This is a genomic window from Vreelandella rituensis (assembly GCF_003336665.1).
Taxonomy (GTDB): Bacteria; Pseudomonadota; Gammaproteobacteria; order Pseudomonadales; family Halomonadaceae; genus Vreelandella; species Vreelandella rituensis.
This window is the reverse complement of sequence record NZ_QPIJ01000066.1, coordinates 1-17,192: the sequence shown is the minus strand read 5'-3', so window position 1 is coordinate 17,192 and position 17,192 is coordinate 1. Positions and strand designations below refer to the sequence as shown.

Annotated in this window: 11 protein-coding genes; 5 read left to right on the top strand and 6 right to left on the bottom strand. The window is 58.3% G+C overall.

Annotation, left to right across the window (positions count from 1 at the left end; all coding sequences use genetic code 11):
* The 4 genes from iscB to DU506_RS18540 form a co-directional block, all read right to left on the bottom strand.
* The coding region (iscB, locus tag DU506_RS18555; protein ID WP_114488357.1) for an RNA-guided endonuclease IscB at window positions 1–1,057 on the bottom strand (1,057 nt) is incomplete at its 3' end.
* Between the two features lie 394 nt (window positions 1,058–1,451).
* A complete protein-coding gene (gene ppsA, locus DU506_RS18550; protein WP_114488356.1) occupies window positions 1,452–3,824 on the bottom strand; it encodes a phosphoenolpyruvate synthase in 2,373 nt (790 codons plus the stop codon).
* Between the two features lie 2 nt (window positions 3,825–3,826).
* Entirely contained in the window at window positions 3,827–4,822 is a 996-nt protein-coding gene (gene gap / locus DU506_RS18545; protein ID WP_114488355.1) for a type I glyceraldehyde-3-phosphate dehydrogenase, read from the bottom strand.
* 353 nt (window positions 4,823–5,175) lie between these two features.
* On the bottom strand, window positions 5,176–6,225 hold the full coding sequence (locus DU506_RS18540) for a class I fructose-bisphosphate aldolase (RefSeq protein WP_114488354.1): 1,050 nt from the start codon (window positions 6,223–6,225) through the stop codon (window positions 5,176–5,178).
* A gap of 274 nt (window positions 6,226–6,499) precedes the next feature.
* Here DU506_RS18540 and DU506_RS18535 point away from each other — a divergent pair, with 274 nt between their 5' ends.
* The 5 genes from DU506_RS18535 (at window position 6,500) to DU506_RS18515 (ending at window position 13,351) form a co-directional block, all read left to right on the top strand.
* Complete coding sequence (locus tag DU506_RS18535; RefSeq protein WP_114488353.1) at window positions 6,500–7,663, top strand: phosphoglycerate kinase; 1,164 nt, start codon at window positions 6,500–6,502, stop codon at window positions 7,661–7,663.
* Between the two features lie 3 nt (window positions 7,664–7,666).
* On the top strand, window positions 7,667–8,863 hold the full coding sequence (locus DU506_RS18530) for a 2,3-bisphosphoglycerate-independent phosphoglycerate mutase (protein ID WP_114488352.1): 1,197 nt from the start codon (window positions 7,667–7,669) through the stop codon (window positions 8,861–8,863).
* 98 nt (window positions 8,864–8,961) lie between these two features.
* The gene (gene tpiA, locus DU506_RS18525) at window positions 8,962–9,741 is read left to right on the top strand and encodes a triose-phosphate isomerase (protein ID WP_114488351.1); all 780 of its coding nucleotides are present in this window, start codon (window positions 8,962–8,964) and stop codon (window positions 9,739–9,741) included.
* 15 nt (window positions 9,742–9,756) lie between these two features.
* On the top strand, window positions 9,757–12,456 hold the full coding sequence (locus DU506_RS18520) for a cation-translocating P-type ATPase (protein WP_114488350.1): 2,700 nt from the start codon (window positions 9,757–9,759) through the stop codon (window positions 12,454–12,456).
* 25 nt (window positions 12,457–12,481) lie between these two features.
* On the top strand, window positions 12,482–13,351 hold the full coding sequence (locus DU506_RS18515; RefSeq protein WP_114488349.1) for an ROK family protein: 870 nt from the start codon (window positions 12,482–12,484) through the stop codon (window positions 13,349–13,351).
* Between the two features lie 317 nt (window positions 13,352–13,668).
* Here the strand turns inward: DU506_RS18515 and glgX are convergent, their stop codons facing one another.
* Both glgX and DU506_RS18505 read right to left on the bottom strand, forming a co-directional pair.
* Entirely contained in the window at window positions 13,669–15,855 is a 2,187-nt protein-coding gene (gene glgX / locus DU506_RS18510; RefSeq protein WP_220254459.1) for a glycogen debranching protein GlgX, read from the bottom strand.
* Between the two features lie 90 nt (window positions 15,856–15,945).
* The coding region (locus tag DU506_RS18505) for an RNA-guided endonuclease TnpB family protein (protein WP_220254457.1) at window positions 15,946–17,192 on the bottom strand (1,247 nt) is incomplete at its 5' end.

The window sequence follows — 17,192 nt, the reverse complement described above, 5'->3', positions numbered from 1 at the left end:
GTACCCGCCAGCCTTTCAGGGTATCGAACTTGCCGACACAGGCCGCATCCAGCGCATGGGTTTTGGGAATACCCAGGCGCTGATGGTTGTACTTGGTGCGACCGCCGCTGCCCACGGCGACCGGCAGGCCGGTGGTTTTCAGGGAACCATACAACGCCCAGCGGGTGGCATTGACAGCGGTGGCATCCCGCAGCGGTAATTTGAGCTGGCGCTGGACGCGCTCAAGGCGGACGTCTGCCGACAAGCCATTGGCTTTGAGGCGTTTCTTGAGTCCCTTGTTGGTGGCAAAGAAATCAGCAAGCCACTGGCTGTCCTTGGCCTGGTTGCAGTCGTGACAGGCGACGGTCAGGTTGCTCACCCGGCTAGAGCCGTTCCGAGATTTCGCTACCACATGCTCGATCTCCAGGGGTGTATCACCGGTGCCGCAATAGGCACACTCACGCCCCCATTTTTCGAGCAGGTATTCACGCACCTCATAGCCCAGAAGCGTGCCTTGTTGATACTCAATGCCGGAAATCTCCGGGTTTTCCATCTTCTGCAGATCGAAGCGCACCAGCTCCATGCTCAGGTGAGTCACGGGTGCCCAACGGCACAGCTTGTCCACCCAAGCCATGGTTGTATCGACACGATGCTGCAAGCTGGGGGCCAGCCAGCCCTTGGGCTTGGTCCGGTTGTCGAAACGTGGCTTGCGATGGCGCAGGTTCTTGCTGCGACGCCGACGCCGAAAACCGGCACGTTGCTCCAAGGCTTGGCGAATCTGGAAGCCCCGATGCACCAACTGAAACAGGCAAAGCACATGGCGGGTTGCCGGTGCCTTTTCTTCCGTTGCGTTGTTTTCCAGCCGCATCAGCGCCAGCCCGGTTTCCTTGCTGCCCGGATCGGCAGCCAGCAGGGTTGGCTGCAAGGCGCAGTCACTCAGGCAGCGATCCTGCAACCGGATCACAAAAGGGGTCAGGTTCACCACCACCGCCCGACCACGCTCCAGCAATAGCCGTGCGCGTTTTTCGCTACACGGCATCAACGGCTGCTTGTTCTTTCCCAATACGAACACCGCCATGCGATCTCCTCCTAAACATTGCCCTTACGGGCCTGGTGACGCAGGTCTTCCAACCTGTCTCCCCTCGGGAATGTCTGCAACCGGCTCCTGCCGACCGTGGTGCCATCGACAGCGATCAGAACCTTCGGCGCTTTACCTTTCACCAGCATGACCCTGATCTTCCAGAGCGCCGGACTGAGTGAAGCATTCGGCGGTGGGTCTTAACGACCTGTTGCAAACGTAGCGGGTTGGTTACCGCTTTCCCTGGTCAACCGGGCTTGTTGTCACAAGCCTCGTCCCTTCAGGGCGAGGTAGTTGACAAGGCAATGCATCCAGATTGGCGAGCCCATGCCAACCCCCGGCTTCGCACTGATCAAAGGCCCGTTTATGCGTTTCGGGTTCAGCCACCGCTAGGCTAGTCCTCTCGCCAGATTTCCAGTATGTCGAGCACACTGTCCGGGTTGAGCGAGATGGAATCGATACCGCTATCCACCAGGAACTGGGCGAAATCCGGGTAATCGCTGGGCGCCTGGCCGCAGATACCCACCTTGCAGCCGCTCTGGTGAGCCTTTTCGATCACTTGCACGATTGCGATCTTGACCGCCTCGTCCCTTTCATCGAACAGTTCGCTGAGTTCCTCGGAATCCCGGTCCACCCCCAGCACCAACTGGGTCAGATCATTACTACCGATGGAAAAACCGTCAAACCGCTCGGCAAACTGCTCGGCGAGAAACACATTGGAGGGTACCTCGCACATCATATACAACTGCAAGCCGTCCTCGCCGCGCCGCAGCCCGTGTTCGGCCATCGCCTCGATGACCCGGTCGGCCTCCCGGGGGTTGCGAACGAAGGGAAGCATTACCACGATATTGTCCAGGCCGATCTCCTCCCGGGCCTTCTTTACCGCTCGGCATTCCAGAGCGAAACCGTCCTTGTAGCGATCGCTGTAATACCTGGAAGCGCCGCGGAATCCCAGCATGGGGTTCTCCTCCCGCGGCTCGAACTGCTCGCCACCGATGAGCTTGGCATACTCATTGGTCTTGAAGTCGCTCATGCGGACAATCACCGGATCCGGATACTGGGAGGCGGCGATCATAGCGATCCCCCGGCTGAGGTGCTCGATAAAGTACTCGGTTTTATCCTGGTAACCGGCAGTGAGTTCATCGATACGCTTTCGCGCCTTCTTGTCTTCCACCTGATCGAATCGGGCCAAGGCCAGGGGGTGAATCTTGATCGCGTTATTGATAATGAACTCCATGCGGGCCAGACCGACGCCGTGAACCGGCAGTCGCCACCAGCGAAAAGCAGCTTCCGGCGATGCCAGATTGATCATCAACTCCACGGGCGCCTCAGGCAGATCCTCGATATCGATATCCCGCTCCTCGTACGCCAGAATTCCCTGGTAAATCCGCCCTTCGCTGCCTTCCGCGCACGACACCGTCACTTCCTGGCCGTCCTTCAGGTTCTTGGTCCCGGCGCCTGTGCCCACGATCGCGGGAACACCCAACTCCCGGCTGACAATCGCGGCATGGCTGGTCCTGCCGCCATGATCGGTGACGATGGCCGCGGCCCGTTTCATGACGGGACCCCAGTCCGGGTCTGTCCGCTCGGTGACCAGCACGTCGCCATCCTCGAAGCGGTCCATCTCTTTGGGACTATCGAGAACCCTCACCCGACCGGTCGCTATGGATTCGCCAATGGCCACGCCCCTAGCCAGTACCTCGCCGGTTTCCTCCAGCCGATAGCTTTTGAACGCGCCGGATTGCTTCTGCGAGTGAACAGTTTCGGGGCGAGCCTGGACGCAATAGAGCTCGCCGGATTCACTGTCCTTGGCCCACTCCATGTCCATGGGTTTGCCGTAATGCTTTTCGATGGTCACGGCCCAGCGGGCCAGGGTGAGGATATCATCGTCACCGAGCACCAGGATTTCCCTCTCCGCCTTTTTGGTGTTCACCGTTCTAGTGGGCGCCGCTCCCCGAGACGCGTAGATCATTTTTTCCTTCTTGCTGCCGCATTTCTTGGCCAGGATTGGCACCAGGTTTTTGTTCGCAAGCCCTGGTTTGAAGACCCGGTACTCATCAGGGTCCACCGTGCCCTGCACCACAGTTTCGCCGAGCCCCCAAGTGGCGTTGATGACCACGACATCGGGGAACCCAGTATCCGTGTCGAGAGAAAACATCACGCCGGCACAGGCCTTGTCCGAGCCCACCATCTTCTGTACGCCCACGGAGAGCGCAAGCTTCAGGTGCTCGAAACCACGATGCTCCCGGTAGTTGAGCGCGCGATCAGTGAATAATGAGGCATAGCACTTGCGGCATGCGTCGATGAGATCGTCGCCGCCGCGGATATTGAGAAAGGTTTCCTGTTGCCCGGCGAAGCTCGCCTCGGGCAGATCCTCCGCCGTGGCACTGCTGCGCACGGCCACGGGGAGATCCTTCTTCTCATTGCGGGCGGCAAGCTCCTCATAGGCATCCCGGATGGCCTCTTCAATGTCGTCCGGAAACTCGCCCTTGCGGAATGCCTCTCGGATCTCCTTACCCACCTGCTTGAGGGATTTCTCCTCCCGGGCAAGCGCTTCGGTCAGTTCACGGATCGTGTCTCCCAGCTGATTGTGCTCGACATAGGCACGGTAGGCATCCGCCGTTGTGGCGAATCCTCCCGGCACCCGCACTCCCCCTTCTCGCAAATTACCGATCATCTCCCCCAGAGAGGCGTTTTTCCCTCCGACGCTTGAGACATCGTCGTTGCTCAGGTCCTCGAACCAGCGAACGTAGATTTGTTCCGTCATAGTCAGCCCATCCGTTGCATCATATCCACGCAGCGCCGAGAAAACGCCCACTCGTTGTCGTACCAGGCCAGCACCTTGACGAAGCGGTCGCCGATTAACTGGGTGTCCTGGCTGGTTACGATGGCGCTCTCTTCCCTGCCGATGATGTCACTGGAAACAAGGGGCGAATCGTCGACGGCGAGAATACCGTTCATGGCACCATTCGCCCGTTCGCGAAATGCATCGTTGACCCGCTCGTCACTGGCATCTGCGGCCAATGTGCAGGTCAGATCGAGCAGCGAGCCGCATTTGACCGGTGTTCGCACCGCGATGCCATTGAGCTTTCCCTCCAGCGCCGGAATGATCTGGCCGATCATCGCCGCCGCGCCTGTGGAAGTCGGTACGAGATTTTCCGCTGCGGCCCGACCCCGCCGGGGCTTCTTGTGCGGTCCGTCCAACAGATTCTGTGACGAGGTATAGGCATGCACCGTATTGATGAACCCTTGCTCGATTCCGAACGCGTCGTGCAGCACCTTCACCACCGGCGCCAGGCAGTTGGTAGTGCAGCTGCCGATGGAGATAACATGATGTTGGTCCGGATCGAACTGATCCCCATTGACCCCCAGGATGAAGTCACCGTCGAGCTCGCTTTTGCCGGGCGCCGAAATGAGCACCTTCCGGGCGCCCGCTTCGATATGTTTGTGCGCATCTTCCTTTTTACGAAAAAGCCCGGTGGCTTCGAGAACCACTTCCGCGCCCTTTTCCCGCCAGGGCAGTTGAGCAGGGTCTTTCTCCGTGCTTACCGAAACGCTCATGTCGTCATCGATAACCAGCGCGTCCCCTTCGGCCCGTACCCGGTGAGCCCAGCGGCCGTAGGTGGTGTCGCACTGCAGGAGGTAGGCCAAGGTTTTTGCGTCGGCCATATCATTGATATGAACCACTTCCAGACCTTCTTGCTCATAAGCGATGCGGAATACTTGCCGGCCTATGCGGCCAAATCCATTTATACCAATCTTCATGGTCGCAGTCTCCGTTGCTTTCCAAGTGAAGTTTTTTGACTTGCATTTAAGCCTAGTCAAGAAATCACGGACTTGAACACCATTCGTCAATTTTTATAAAGCACATAAAAATCAATATATTAATGACTTAATGATTCAAGGCGGGCTCGAAAAGATGCTATCTGAATACTGGCATTGGAGAGGAGCTGATTGCCGAACAGTGGGCAGGATTCGGGAGGCTTGCAGAAGGACAGCATCAGAGAAGTTCATGGCAGGGAAGTTCATGGCAGAAAAGGGCATGGTCGGCCAATGAGGGAAATCCCCCTGGTGCAGAGAGGGTTCAGAGAGATTTCCCATCGCTGGGTGAGATCCGGTCAGGCCACCGTTACCGCCTCGGAGAGATAGACGTCCTGAATCGCCTGCAGTAGCTGCACACCCTCGGCCATGGGCTTCTGGAAGGCCTTGCGCCCGGAGATCAGTCCCATGCCGCCGGCACGCTTGTTGATCACGGCCGTTCGAATGGCCTGATGCAGGTCGTCACCGCCGGATGCGCCGCCCGAATTGATCAGCCCGATGCGGCCCATGTAGCAGTTTGCAACCTGATAGCGGGCAAGTTCAATTGGATGATCGGTAGCCAGCTCCGAGTACACACGCTCGTGGGTCTTTCCGAAATCGAGCGCTTTAAAGCCTCCGTTCACCGTCGCCTGCTTTTGCTTGACGATATCGGCGCCAATGGTCACGGCCAGATGATTGGCCTGCCCGGTCAGATCGGCTGCCGTGTGGTAATCGGCATCATCTTGTTTGAATGCCGGGTTGCGAAGATACGCCCATAGCACGGTGACCATGCCAAGCTCGTGGGCGCGCTCAAACGCTTGCGACACTTCTTCGATCTGCCGACGAGACTCAGGCGAACCGAAGTAGATCGTTGCGCCAACGGCAACGGCGCCGAGCTCGAATGCCTGATCGACATTGGCGAACAGGGTTTGATCGTACTCATTCGGATAGGTCAGGAGTTCGTTGTGATTGAGTTTTACCAGGAATGGAATCTTGTGGGCATAGCGGCGACTGACCGATGCCAGCACACCGTACGTCGACGCAATGGCGTTACAGCCACCCTCAATCGCCAATTCCACGAGATTCGCGGGATCAAAATACAGCGGGTTTGGTGCAAACGATGCGCCGGCAGAATGTTCCACGCCCTGATCGACCGGGAGAATCGACACATAGCCCGACCCCCCAAGCCGGCCATGCCCCAGGATCGTTTGCAGATTGCGCAGCACGACATTGGAACGATCACTGTCGGCCAGCACCCGAGACACGTAATCAGATCCTGGCAAATGCAGATGCTTGTGATTGATACCGTGGCACTCATAACCAAGCAGTGATTCGGCTTCACCACCAAGAATACGTTCGATTTCATCCATTCAATTCACCTCGATTAGGGCTCGTGTTCGCTGCTTTCAGGAACTATCGGAAATCTAGGAAATAATAGACCCTGATAGGGGTCCCTTCCAGAAGGAGCCTTTTCAGGTTTTTTGCAGACCTATCCATACAGATTGTCATCTTCTCTACGGTAAACCCGGTTGTGCTCGGCTAAAGATTGACTAGTTTTAAATAAGCATGGATTGAGCAAGTGAATTCACGGAGCACTTCTGCGGCCCTCGGATTCATTTATCAGAAGGCAGGAGGCCGGAAAACATGAAGACATTGAGCGACCTGAATTTAACCAATTCGCGCGCCCTCGTTCGCGTGGACTTTAACGTCCCCCGGGATGACGAAGGCACGGTTCTGGACGACAGTCGTATACGTGCCGCCCTGCCGACGCTACATCACCTCCTGGAGAAAAACGTCGCCTGTGTATTGATGAGCCACCTCGGTCGTCCCGGCGGTAAGCCGGTGGCACACCTGAGCCTGGCTCCGATTGCGGAAAAGCTCTCTGAACTGTTGCCCGACAACCGGATACGACACTGTGAGGAGGTCGTGGGGGCGCAGGCCGAGGAGATGGTTCGATCTCTGGCCGGTGGCGAAATCCTTTTGCTGGAAAATTTACGATTCCATCCCGGCGAAAAGGATAACGACGACCATTTTGCAAGGGCTCTGGCGGAGTTCGGCGATATTTACATTAACGACGCCTTCGCTGCCTGTCATCGGAAGCACGCTTCGGTATACGGCGTAGCAACGCACTTCCCGGTGGACAAGCGCGCGGCAGGTCGCCTGGTGGGGCGGGAAATCGAAGCCCTGGACAAGGTTGTCAATAACCCGAAGCCGCCACTGGTGGCAGTTTTCGGCGGTGCCAAAGTAGCGGACAAGCTCGACGTCATCAGTGCTTTCATCGACCGCGCCGAGCAGATTTTGATTGGCGGCGCCATGGCCTATACGTTGCTGCGGGCCCGGGGTGTTTCCACAGGATCCTCCAAAGTGGAAGAAGATCGTCTGGACAACGCCCGTGAGATCCTGGACAAGGCTGGTGACAAACTCCTCCTGCCCACAGACCATGTCATGGCCATCGAGGAAGAGACCCGTACTGGCAGAGAAATTACCGGCGACTGGATGGGGATGGACATCGGGCCACATACCGCTTCCCGGTATGCAAAAGCCATCGGGAACGCCGCTACAGTGGTATGGAACGGGCCCATGGGCAAGATCGAGGAGGACCGCTATTTCAGCGGTACACGGCGGATAGCGGAAGCCATGGCCGCGTCCCGCGGGGTGACCGTTGTCGGCGGTGGAGAAACCGGACAGGCGGTTCACAGAATCGGGATAGAGAATCAACTGACACACCTTTCCACCGGTGGCGGCGCCTTTCTTGACTATCTCGCCCATGGCTCACTGCCAGCGCTGAATGTCCTGAAGGAGGATTAAGCAATGGATCTCAGACCCCTCCTCACCGAAAGCGAGGCAAAAATTCTATTTATAGTGGCAGACGGCCTCGGAGGGATTGATAGCGGCGGCCGGGGTACGGAACTGGAAGCAGCCAGGACACCCAATCTGGACCGGTTGGCGAGTCAGGGCGCCACCGGTTTGACCTACCCTGTGGCACCTGGCATCACGCCGGGCAGCGGACCCGGCCATATGGCTCTTTTTGGTTACGATCCGGTGGAGCACAACATCGGACGGGGTGTCCTCACCGCGCTCGGCATCGACTTCGATCTGGAGCCTGGTGACGTTGCGGCTCGTGGTAATTTCTGCACCCTAGACAGTGACGGCGTAGTGACCGATCGACGGGCCGGCCGCATCGATTCCCGGGAAGGTGCCCGGTTGGTGAGGATGCTCAAGGAGATTCGTCTCGACGACGTGGAAGTTTACGTCGAACCGGTTAAAGAGCACCGTTTTCTGCTGGTTTTGCGGCCTAAAACGCAGGCATTAGGCGCACGAGTAGACGACACGGATCCCCACCGAATCGGGACCCCACCCCGGGAACCCCGTGCCCAAGAAGAAAAGTCACAACAAACGGCCCGAGCAGTGAGCGAGTTCGTGGCGCAGGCCCGAGAAATTCTCGCCCAGGAAGAGCCGGCCAACATGGTGCTATTGCGGGGTTTCGCACAGCTGCCCCAGCTAGCGTCGTTGAGGGAAAGCTATGGGCTGGATGGCTGCGCCCTGGCGGGGTATCCCATGTACCGGGGCATCGCCCGGCTGCTGGGCATGAAGGTCGTGGATTGCGGTCCCGATCTGGACAGCGAAATCAATGCGCTGAAGACTGCCTGGCCGCACCACGACTTTCTGTTTTTGCACTTCAAGGAGACGGACAGCCGCGGCGAGGACGGCGACTTCGACGGCAAGGTGGCCGCCATTGAGAAGCTTGACCGGGCAATCCCCCGAATGATCGAACTGCAACCGGATGTCATCGTGGTGACGGGAGATCACAGCACTCCCAGTGCACTGGCCAGCCATAGCTGGCATCCGGTGCCGGTTCTGCTCAACGCGAACACCTGCCGAGTGGACGGCGTCGTGGGCTTTGGTGAAACCGCCTGTGCCGGGGGCGGACTGGGCCACCTGCCGGCAAAACATCTTATGACCCTGGCACTGGCCCACGCCGGCCATCTGCGAAAATTCGGGGCCTGAGCGATGAGCTTGCAACGGACGTTACCTGCGAACGCCAGCCGGTCACGTTGGTGGACGCTGCCGAATGACATAGTTGACGAAAAGTTGAGATTAACCCCATGACAGAGCGCAGAAAAATTATCGGCGGAAACTGGAAGATGAACCTTAACCGCAAGGATTCCATCGCACTGGCCGAAAAGCTTGCAGACGAGACGGACACCCAGTCCCTGGATCTGTGCATTTACCCCGCGCTGCTCTATTTGGACAGGGTTGGCGGTGTGCTTGCCGAAGCCGGAAGTTCTATCAAGCTCGGCGCCCAGAACTTCTATGCAAAATCGAATGGATCGTTTACCGGAGAGATATCACTGGCGATGCTCAGGGATATCGACTGCAAGACGGTGCTGGTGGGCCACTCGGAGCGACGGCACAAGCTGGGAGAGTCGGATGTTCTGGTCAACCAAAAGCTCCGGGCAGCCCTGGATGCCGGCTTCGATGCCACTCTCTGCATCGGTGAAACGCTGGAGCAACGGGAAGCGGATCAGACCAATGCTGTCAACACAGCTCAGCTGTGCTATGGCCTGGCCGGTGTCAATTCCCATCAGCTACGCCAGGTGACCATCGCCTATGAACCGGTATGGGCCATCGGAACCGGCGAGAGCGCCACGCCGGAAGATGCGGCATCCGCTCATGCCGCCATTCGTCGGTACGTTGAATTCGCCTACGGCAAGGAGGCGGCCGCGGCTATCCGGATCCAGTACGGCGGCTCGGTGAAGCCGGACAACGCCGCGGATTTTTTCGCCCAGACCGATATTGACGGAGCCCTGGTGGGGGGTGCTTCTCTCGAGGCGGAAGACTTTCTCCGGATTATCCGACTGGCCAAATCCGCGGAAAAACACTGATCAAGGATCGATCCAATGGGTTCGAAAAGCGAAAGCAGAAGGAACGCCCCCGACAAACACAACTGGCATGCTGCCGACATTGAGGACACCCTGAAGGAACTGGACGTCCGGAAGGAAAACGGATTGACGGACGACGAGGCCCAGGCGCGGTTGAAGCACTACGGACCGAACCAGCTGCGAGTGTCGGAAAGCCGGCCCTGGTGGCGAATTCTTCTGGGGCAATTTCACAGCATCGTCATCTACCTGCTGGGTGGTGCCGCCGTTCTGGCGTTTGCCACCGGCCGCCTGCCGGAGGGCTTCGCGGTCCTGGCAGTGCTGCTGGTCAATACTGCCATCGGCTTTTTCAGCGAATGGAAGGCAGTACGATCCATGGCCGCCCTGCGCCGGTTGGGAGAGCACATGACCCGGGTCCGGCGGGAAGGCCGTGAGCGGGAGATTGCTGCATCGGAAATCGTGCCAGGCGATATCGTACTGCTGGAGGCCGGCGACCTCGTCCCCGCCGATTTGCGGTTGCTGGAGGCGGAACACCTGAGGGTCAACGAAGCGCCCCTTACCGGTGAGTCCGTTCCGGTGAGTAAATTAACCGATGCCCTGGCCGTGGATACCGACCTCGCCGACCGCAATAACATGCTCTACAAGGGCACCAGCATCGCCGATGGCACGGCGGTGGGCGCTGCGGCGGCCACTGGTTCGGAGACGGAACTGGGCCGGGTGTCAGCGCTTGCGGAATCGGCCGAAGGAACCGTTACACCCTTGCAGCAGCGGCTGGATCAACTGGGGCGCCGCCTCGCCGTATTGACCATTTTTATTGCCATCGTGGTTGCCGCGGTGGGTTTTCTGGTGCGGGAGCAAGAAGCCGCGCTGGTGATCGAGACGGCACTGGCCCTTGGTGTGGCCGCCATTCCCGAGGGCCTTCCCATCGTCGCCACCATTGCCCTCGCCCGCGGCATGTACCTGATGGCCGCCCGCAACGCGCTGGTAAACCAGCTCACCGCGGTGGAAACCCTGGGAGCCACCCGGGTGATCTTTTCGGACAAGACCGGCACCCTGACTGAAAACCGGATGCGGCTGCAAAAAATCATCACCCCCACCGGCGAGCTTGTGCTTGGGGAAAACGAGACTGGCGAGGCGCTGGCGGACAAGGAAGGGATTCGCCGCGCTCTGGAGGTGGGGGTGCTCTGTAATGGCGCATCCCTCGATCAGCAACAGGGAGAAGACAACCCCCGCGGCGATCCCACTGAAGTAGCACTTCTGAAAGGAGGAAAAGACCTCGGACTGGAACGGGAATCGCTGCTGGAAGAGCGGCCCGAGGTTCGGGTGGAACAATTCGAACCCCGGCTCAAGAAGATGGCCACCTTTCACCGGGATGATGGCCAATTTTACGTGGCGGTGAAAGGCGCACCCGAGGCTGTACTGGAGGTCTGCAGCGAAATCGTCACCGAGGACACCACCGAAGCGCTAGATGACGAGACACGCCAGCAATGGATCGAACGAGCCAATCAGTTGGCAGGCGAGGGATTACGCCTTTTGGCAATGGCCGAGAAACGCACCGACACCGAGGATGCCGATCCCTACAAAGGACTGTGCTTCCTCGGTCTTGCCGGCCTGCTTGATCCACCCCGAGAAAACGTCAAAGAGGCGATAGACATCTGCCAGGCGGCGGGTATCCGGGTGGAGATGGTGACCGGCGATCAGGTAGAGACCGCCACGGCAATCGCCCGGGCCGTGGGGATCGTCGGGGGCAAGGATGACCCGGAAACAGTCAGCATGCTGGGGCGCGATATCGGTTCCCCCGACGATATCGACGAGGACCAGCAGGAGAAGATCTACCACGCCAACATCTTTGCCAGGGTGAGTCCTGAGCAAAAACTCGACCTGGTGAGCATTTATCAGAATCGGGGTGAGATCGTGGCCATGACCGGTGACGGCGTCAACGACGCCCCCGCTCTGAAAAAGGCGGACATCGGCATTGCCATGGGCAAAAGGGGTACGGAGGCGGCCAAGCAGGTTGCCGACATGGTGCTGAAGGATGATGCCTTTGAAACTATCGTTGCGGCGGTGCGGCAGGGAAGAGTCATTTTCGGCAACATCCGCAAGTCCGTCGTGTTCATGCTCACCACGAATGTGGCCGAGGTGCTGGCGGTGGCAGTAGCCATCGGCGTGGGGTGGCCTCTGCCGCTGCTTCCTCTGCAAATTCTCTATCTCAATGTGCTTACCGATGTCTTTCCCGCTCTCGCTCTGGGACTCGGCCCGGCCAGCGGAAATGAGATGGAAGAGCCGCCCCGTAGCCCTCGGGAATCGGTGCTGACTCGAGCCCACTGGATGGAGATCTCGGGATTTGCTGCCATTCTGGCAGTCTGTGTGCTGAGTGCCCTGCTGCTGGGAGAACACTGGCTGGGATTGACCGAGCTGGAAGCGGTAACGGTTTCTTTTCTCACTCTGGCTTTCGGTAAGCTCTGGTTTACCTTCGTTCTACGCAGCCCGAAGTCGCCCATTCTGCTCAACGAGATAACGCGCAATCCCTGGGTATGGGGAGCACTGGCACTTTGCATCGCGCTACTGGCGGCCGCGGCATACCTGCCGGTACTCTCTGATCTGCTCCGAACCCAGCCCTTGGGCTGGCAGCCCTGGCTTCTAATTCTAGCAATGAGCGTCATTCCCCTGCTGGCGGGACAAATAGTGCGGGAGATACAGAGGCGACGGATGTCTGAATAAAACCGAGCAACTTCAGGGAAGCCTCATGTATATTCTTTTTGATATTGGTGGAAGCAAGACGCGGGTTGCGGCAAGCAACGACTGCCATGAGCTACAGGGCGACCCCATCGTGTTCGATAGCACCAGCAACCTGGAAGCGGATACGAAACGCATCGCCGATGCCGCCAGGACGCTTGTAGGGGGCCACGGTATCACTGCCGCTGCCGGCGGCGTTGCCGGTGTTCTGGACCACAAGCACCGGACGCTCCTTCGCTCGCCAAATAAGACCGAATGGATCGGTAAGCCCCTGGCGGAGCACCTCGAGAAAGGACTGGGCGCTCCCGTTTTCCTTGAAAACGATACCGACATGGCCGGCTTGGGTGAGGCGCATGCCGGAGCAGGACAGGGCTATGAGATCGTCGTTTACCTGTCGGTTTCTACCGGCATTGGTGGCGGGCGGATTGTCGGCGGCATGATTGACACAGCGCGGTTCGGGTTCGAGCCCGGCCATCAGATCATCAATCCGCATTGCCGCGTTTGTCCCGACTGTGTTGTGCCCAGTGCCGAAATTGACAAATGTGTCGACCTGGAAGGCCTTGCATCAGGCACGGCACTCGGAAAGCGGACGGGCAAAAAACCGTACGAGGTAACAGACAAACAAGAGTGGCACCGGATTGCCTCCTGGCTTGCGATCGGGCTTAACAATACCCTCGTACACTGGTCACCTGATGCCATTGTACTGGGTGGCTCAATGGTATGCGGTATGAAGGGGCCTGTTGTCAGCCTTGATGAGATAAAAAGACATCTGCGCGAGTTACTCACCATTTTCCCCGACCTTCCCGACATCCACCTGGCACAGCTTGGAGATTTCGGCGGCCTGTATGGCGCCATGACACGCCTGCGGCAGGACATGTAGTACTTTTGTATCTTTTTAATTCGCGCTATGAATAGCCACTTAGTTACCTTGAGGTGAAGCTTATGCGAGCTTGCCTCGACGCTTATCACGCCCGGTACGCAGTTGTGGACGCTGGACAAGCGCCTTGCGGATGTGGCGGGAAGATTCGGGTGCATTGAGAGCCGATCCACGCTGGGTCACTTGGTTCACTGACGAGAGGGACGGTGCGATACATCTGCGTTCAACCGCCGGGTACAGCTTGGGAGGTCGCCGTCTTCGAGGATTCTTCTCCCAACGCCTTCGCCCTGCCGCTGGTCCCGCTACTCGTCTGAACACGCTCATCGCGCCACGAAAATAGCACTGGATCGCATACTGAGCTGGTAAACACCCTCATCTTCCAGTAGATGCTCCGTTCCCATAGCAGACAGGTTCTGTAGTGCTTCGCGAGCGGTGTCCACGACGAGACGCCACTGCATACCAGACACTATGGCAGGCAAGTGAAAATCTACAGAATCGATCCCGGCGTTAAACATTAGAAACAATGCATACTTAGCGCCCTCCCGAATCAGGCACGCACATTGCTTGGCGTAGGGGTCGCACCAATCTGGCAGTCCTCCCTGCGGTCCAAACCAGAGGAGCTCGTCACTGGTGTAGAAGCGCTCCCTGCTCAGGACAGGATAGGCATGGCGAAAGGCGATCATTCTCTGCACGAAACGGAAGAGACTCGCGTGCTTTTCAAGACATCGCCAGTCATACCAGCTTGTCTCGTTATCCTGGCAGTATGCGTTGTTGTTACCGCCCTGCGTACGGCGAAATTCATCGCCGCCAAGCAGCATTGGCACGCCGCGTGAAATTAGCAAGGTCAACAGAAAATTCCTGATCTGACGCTCCCGCATCGCCTCGATGATGGCATCCGTGGTTTCGCCTTCCGCACCGTAGTTTGCGCTGTAATTGTCATCGGTGCCGTCATGGTTGTTCTCACCGTTGGCTTCATTGTGCTTCCGGCCGTAACTCACCAGGTCATTGAGCGTGAAGCCATCATGACAGGTAACGAAATTGATACTGTTCTCAGGTCCTTTCCCCGACTCCATATAGATATCGGCGCTACCACATATACGGCTGGCAAACACCCCAAGCATGCCCTTATCGCCGCGCCAGAAGCGCCTGACATCATCTCTGTAGCGGCCGTTCCACTCCGACCAGCGCCGCCCCGAAAAGCTGCCCACCTCATAGGCGCCGACGATATCCCACGCCTCAGCTATGAGCTTGACGTCCCGCAGCACCGGATCCTCAGCGATCTGCGCGGGAAGTGGCGCATTGGCCAATAGCTTGCCATCACAGTTCCGGCCAAGAATCGATGCCAGGTCAAACCGGAACCCATCCACATGCATTTCCACAACCCAATAGCGCAAGGTGTCCAGAATATAGCCGCGAACCACTGGATGATTGGCGTTGAAGGTATTACCGGTCCCCGCATAGTTTCTATAGTGACGCTTGTCATCCGTCAGCATGTAATAGATGGCATTGTCGATCCCGCGGAAGCTCAGAGTAGGACCGAATTCATTCCCTTCCGCCGTGTGATTGAACACCACGTCCAGAATCACTTCGATACCGGCGTGATGTAGAGCACGCACCAGCGTCTTGAATTCTAGCGTCTGCTGACGTTGGTCGCCGGCACTGCTGTATGATGCTTTCGGGGCAAAATAGGCCACCGAGTTATACCCCCAGTAGTTGCGGACAGTAAACGGCTGGCCCGTATGTGGATCGATCTCCGGCAGCTGGCGCTCATTGAACTCATGTACCGGCATTAACTCTACCGCCGTTACACCCAACTCCTTCAGGTAGGGAATCTTTTCCATCAAGCCGCGATAGGTGCCAGGATGGGCCACGTCAGCGCTCGGATGCCGAGTGAAGCCACGAACATGAGTTTCGTAGATGACAGTCTGTGACCAGGGATGGCGGGGCGGCAGTTCGTCCTGCCAGTCGAAAGCATCGTGAGTGAAAATGCACTTCGGCATGGCACTGGCGCTTTCGAGCATAGAGTATGACAGGTCCTGATCCTTCCCCGAGGAACCATAGCCACACGCCGGCCCGAAATCCCAGGCGGGAATAGACGAGATCGCCCGCGCGTAGGGGTCCAAGAGCAGTTTGTGGAAGTTGAAACGGTGACCTTCCCAAGGCTGGTACGGGCCATCCAACCGATAGGCATAGAGTTGGCCCGGGCGAATGTCTTTCACCCAGACATGCCACACGTCGCCGGTGCGGTTGCGGACCGCATCGAGTTCGATCGCTCTGGCCGGTTCGGCGTCTTCGGGAAGCGCGAACAGCTCCAGGCGAACGCGGCTGGCATGACGACTGAAGAGGGTAAAATTGACTCCGTCACCATAAGCGTGGGCGCCCATTGGCAGAGGAATACCTCTTCGTACTTCGGTCGCTTCCGCAACAGGCTCGGTGTCTTCCGCCATGCGCTTCTGCTGTGGATTTTCAGGATCAGGAAGCACGTCGCACATCAGATGCCCCTCCATCCAGCTCGAACTCCTGCTTGAGTTCCAGGTAACTGTATTGAACCCTCCGACGATTCATTCAAAGAATAGAATCGCGGATTCCCATCACTCTCACGCGCTTTGTTGCCAAAGTGTGGATAGCGTGACCGGAGTTCGCGGTGTGCGAGTCGGCGTTTGCGAGCTCACACGGGCGGTAGCCTTGCGGCCACGCCCTTGGTAAACAACATGCCCGCGGGCGGCGATGTTATAAGCGGCATTAAGGTCCGCGTGATAGCGCTTGCCGGTGCTAAACGTACACTGACTATAATCGTCCTTATCGCGGTTCACCGGCCCTGACCCGTCGAACGCCTGGCTGGACGTACCACGGGCATAGACCGCTACAAAGCGCAGGCCGATTTCTTCGGCTTTGCTTTCGATGCGCGTCACGAGCTGGCGATGGAACCAGCGGTGAAACCGCGCTTTCATCGGCGTGCGCTTTTTACCCGCTTTCGGACGCCAGCCTTTCAGGTCTTCGACGGCCATGGCTTGGCAGCCGTGGTCGAACGCGAGATTCACCAGCTGCCGACTGATCTGATGGGCCTGATTATCCGCCAGACTGGTCAGCCGGTGGTGATCGCGGCGGCAGAAGCCCGGTGGCAACCGGCTTCCGTGCCGGGTTTGCTTCCGTGCCTGACGGCGGATGCGTTGCATGAGCCGATACTCCCGGTCTTTATCCATGCGCGAGAGAAACCCCCGTGCGTGGACAGTGCCTTGAGCATCGACGACCGCCCAGGTCGCCGCCGTGTTAATGCCAACATCCACCGCCAGCACCCGGTCCGGGGCGCCTTTGGCGGGCTTGGGTGGATCGAACTGTTCGGGCAACGAGAGCTGCCATTGTCGACCGTTAGTGGTCAGTAGCGGGGATTTGGCCTTGCCTTTCCCCCGGAACCGGCATATTCCCTTGAGCCGAAATCCCATCCAGACCCAATCATTGTGCTGTCGCACCTTGATAAAGGCATGGCTGGCATCGGCATTGATCTTGGCGCACTGGCTCCCGTAAAGGCTCGGAAAGGTCTTGGTGCTGGATGTCAGGCGCGGTGGTTTGGCGTGCAGGTGTTTACGATCACCGCTGCGCCACGCCTCAAACCGTGTCACGAAGGAGCGGACTTGACCGACCGCATCCATGATAGCGACACGGCGAAGGTACGATGGAAATTTGTAGTAGCGTTCAGCAAAGTACGTGTAGCGTACCTGTGGTCGTTTTTGGGTGGGATGTATCAGCCGTTCTATTACCTCGACCACCGCGTTCCCTTCGCAGATGCCGACCTGCGGCCAGTGCGTATACGCCACGGTCATGAGATCGCGCACCAATCGCCGAT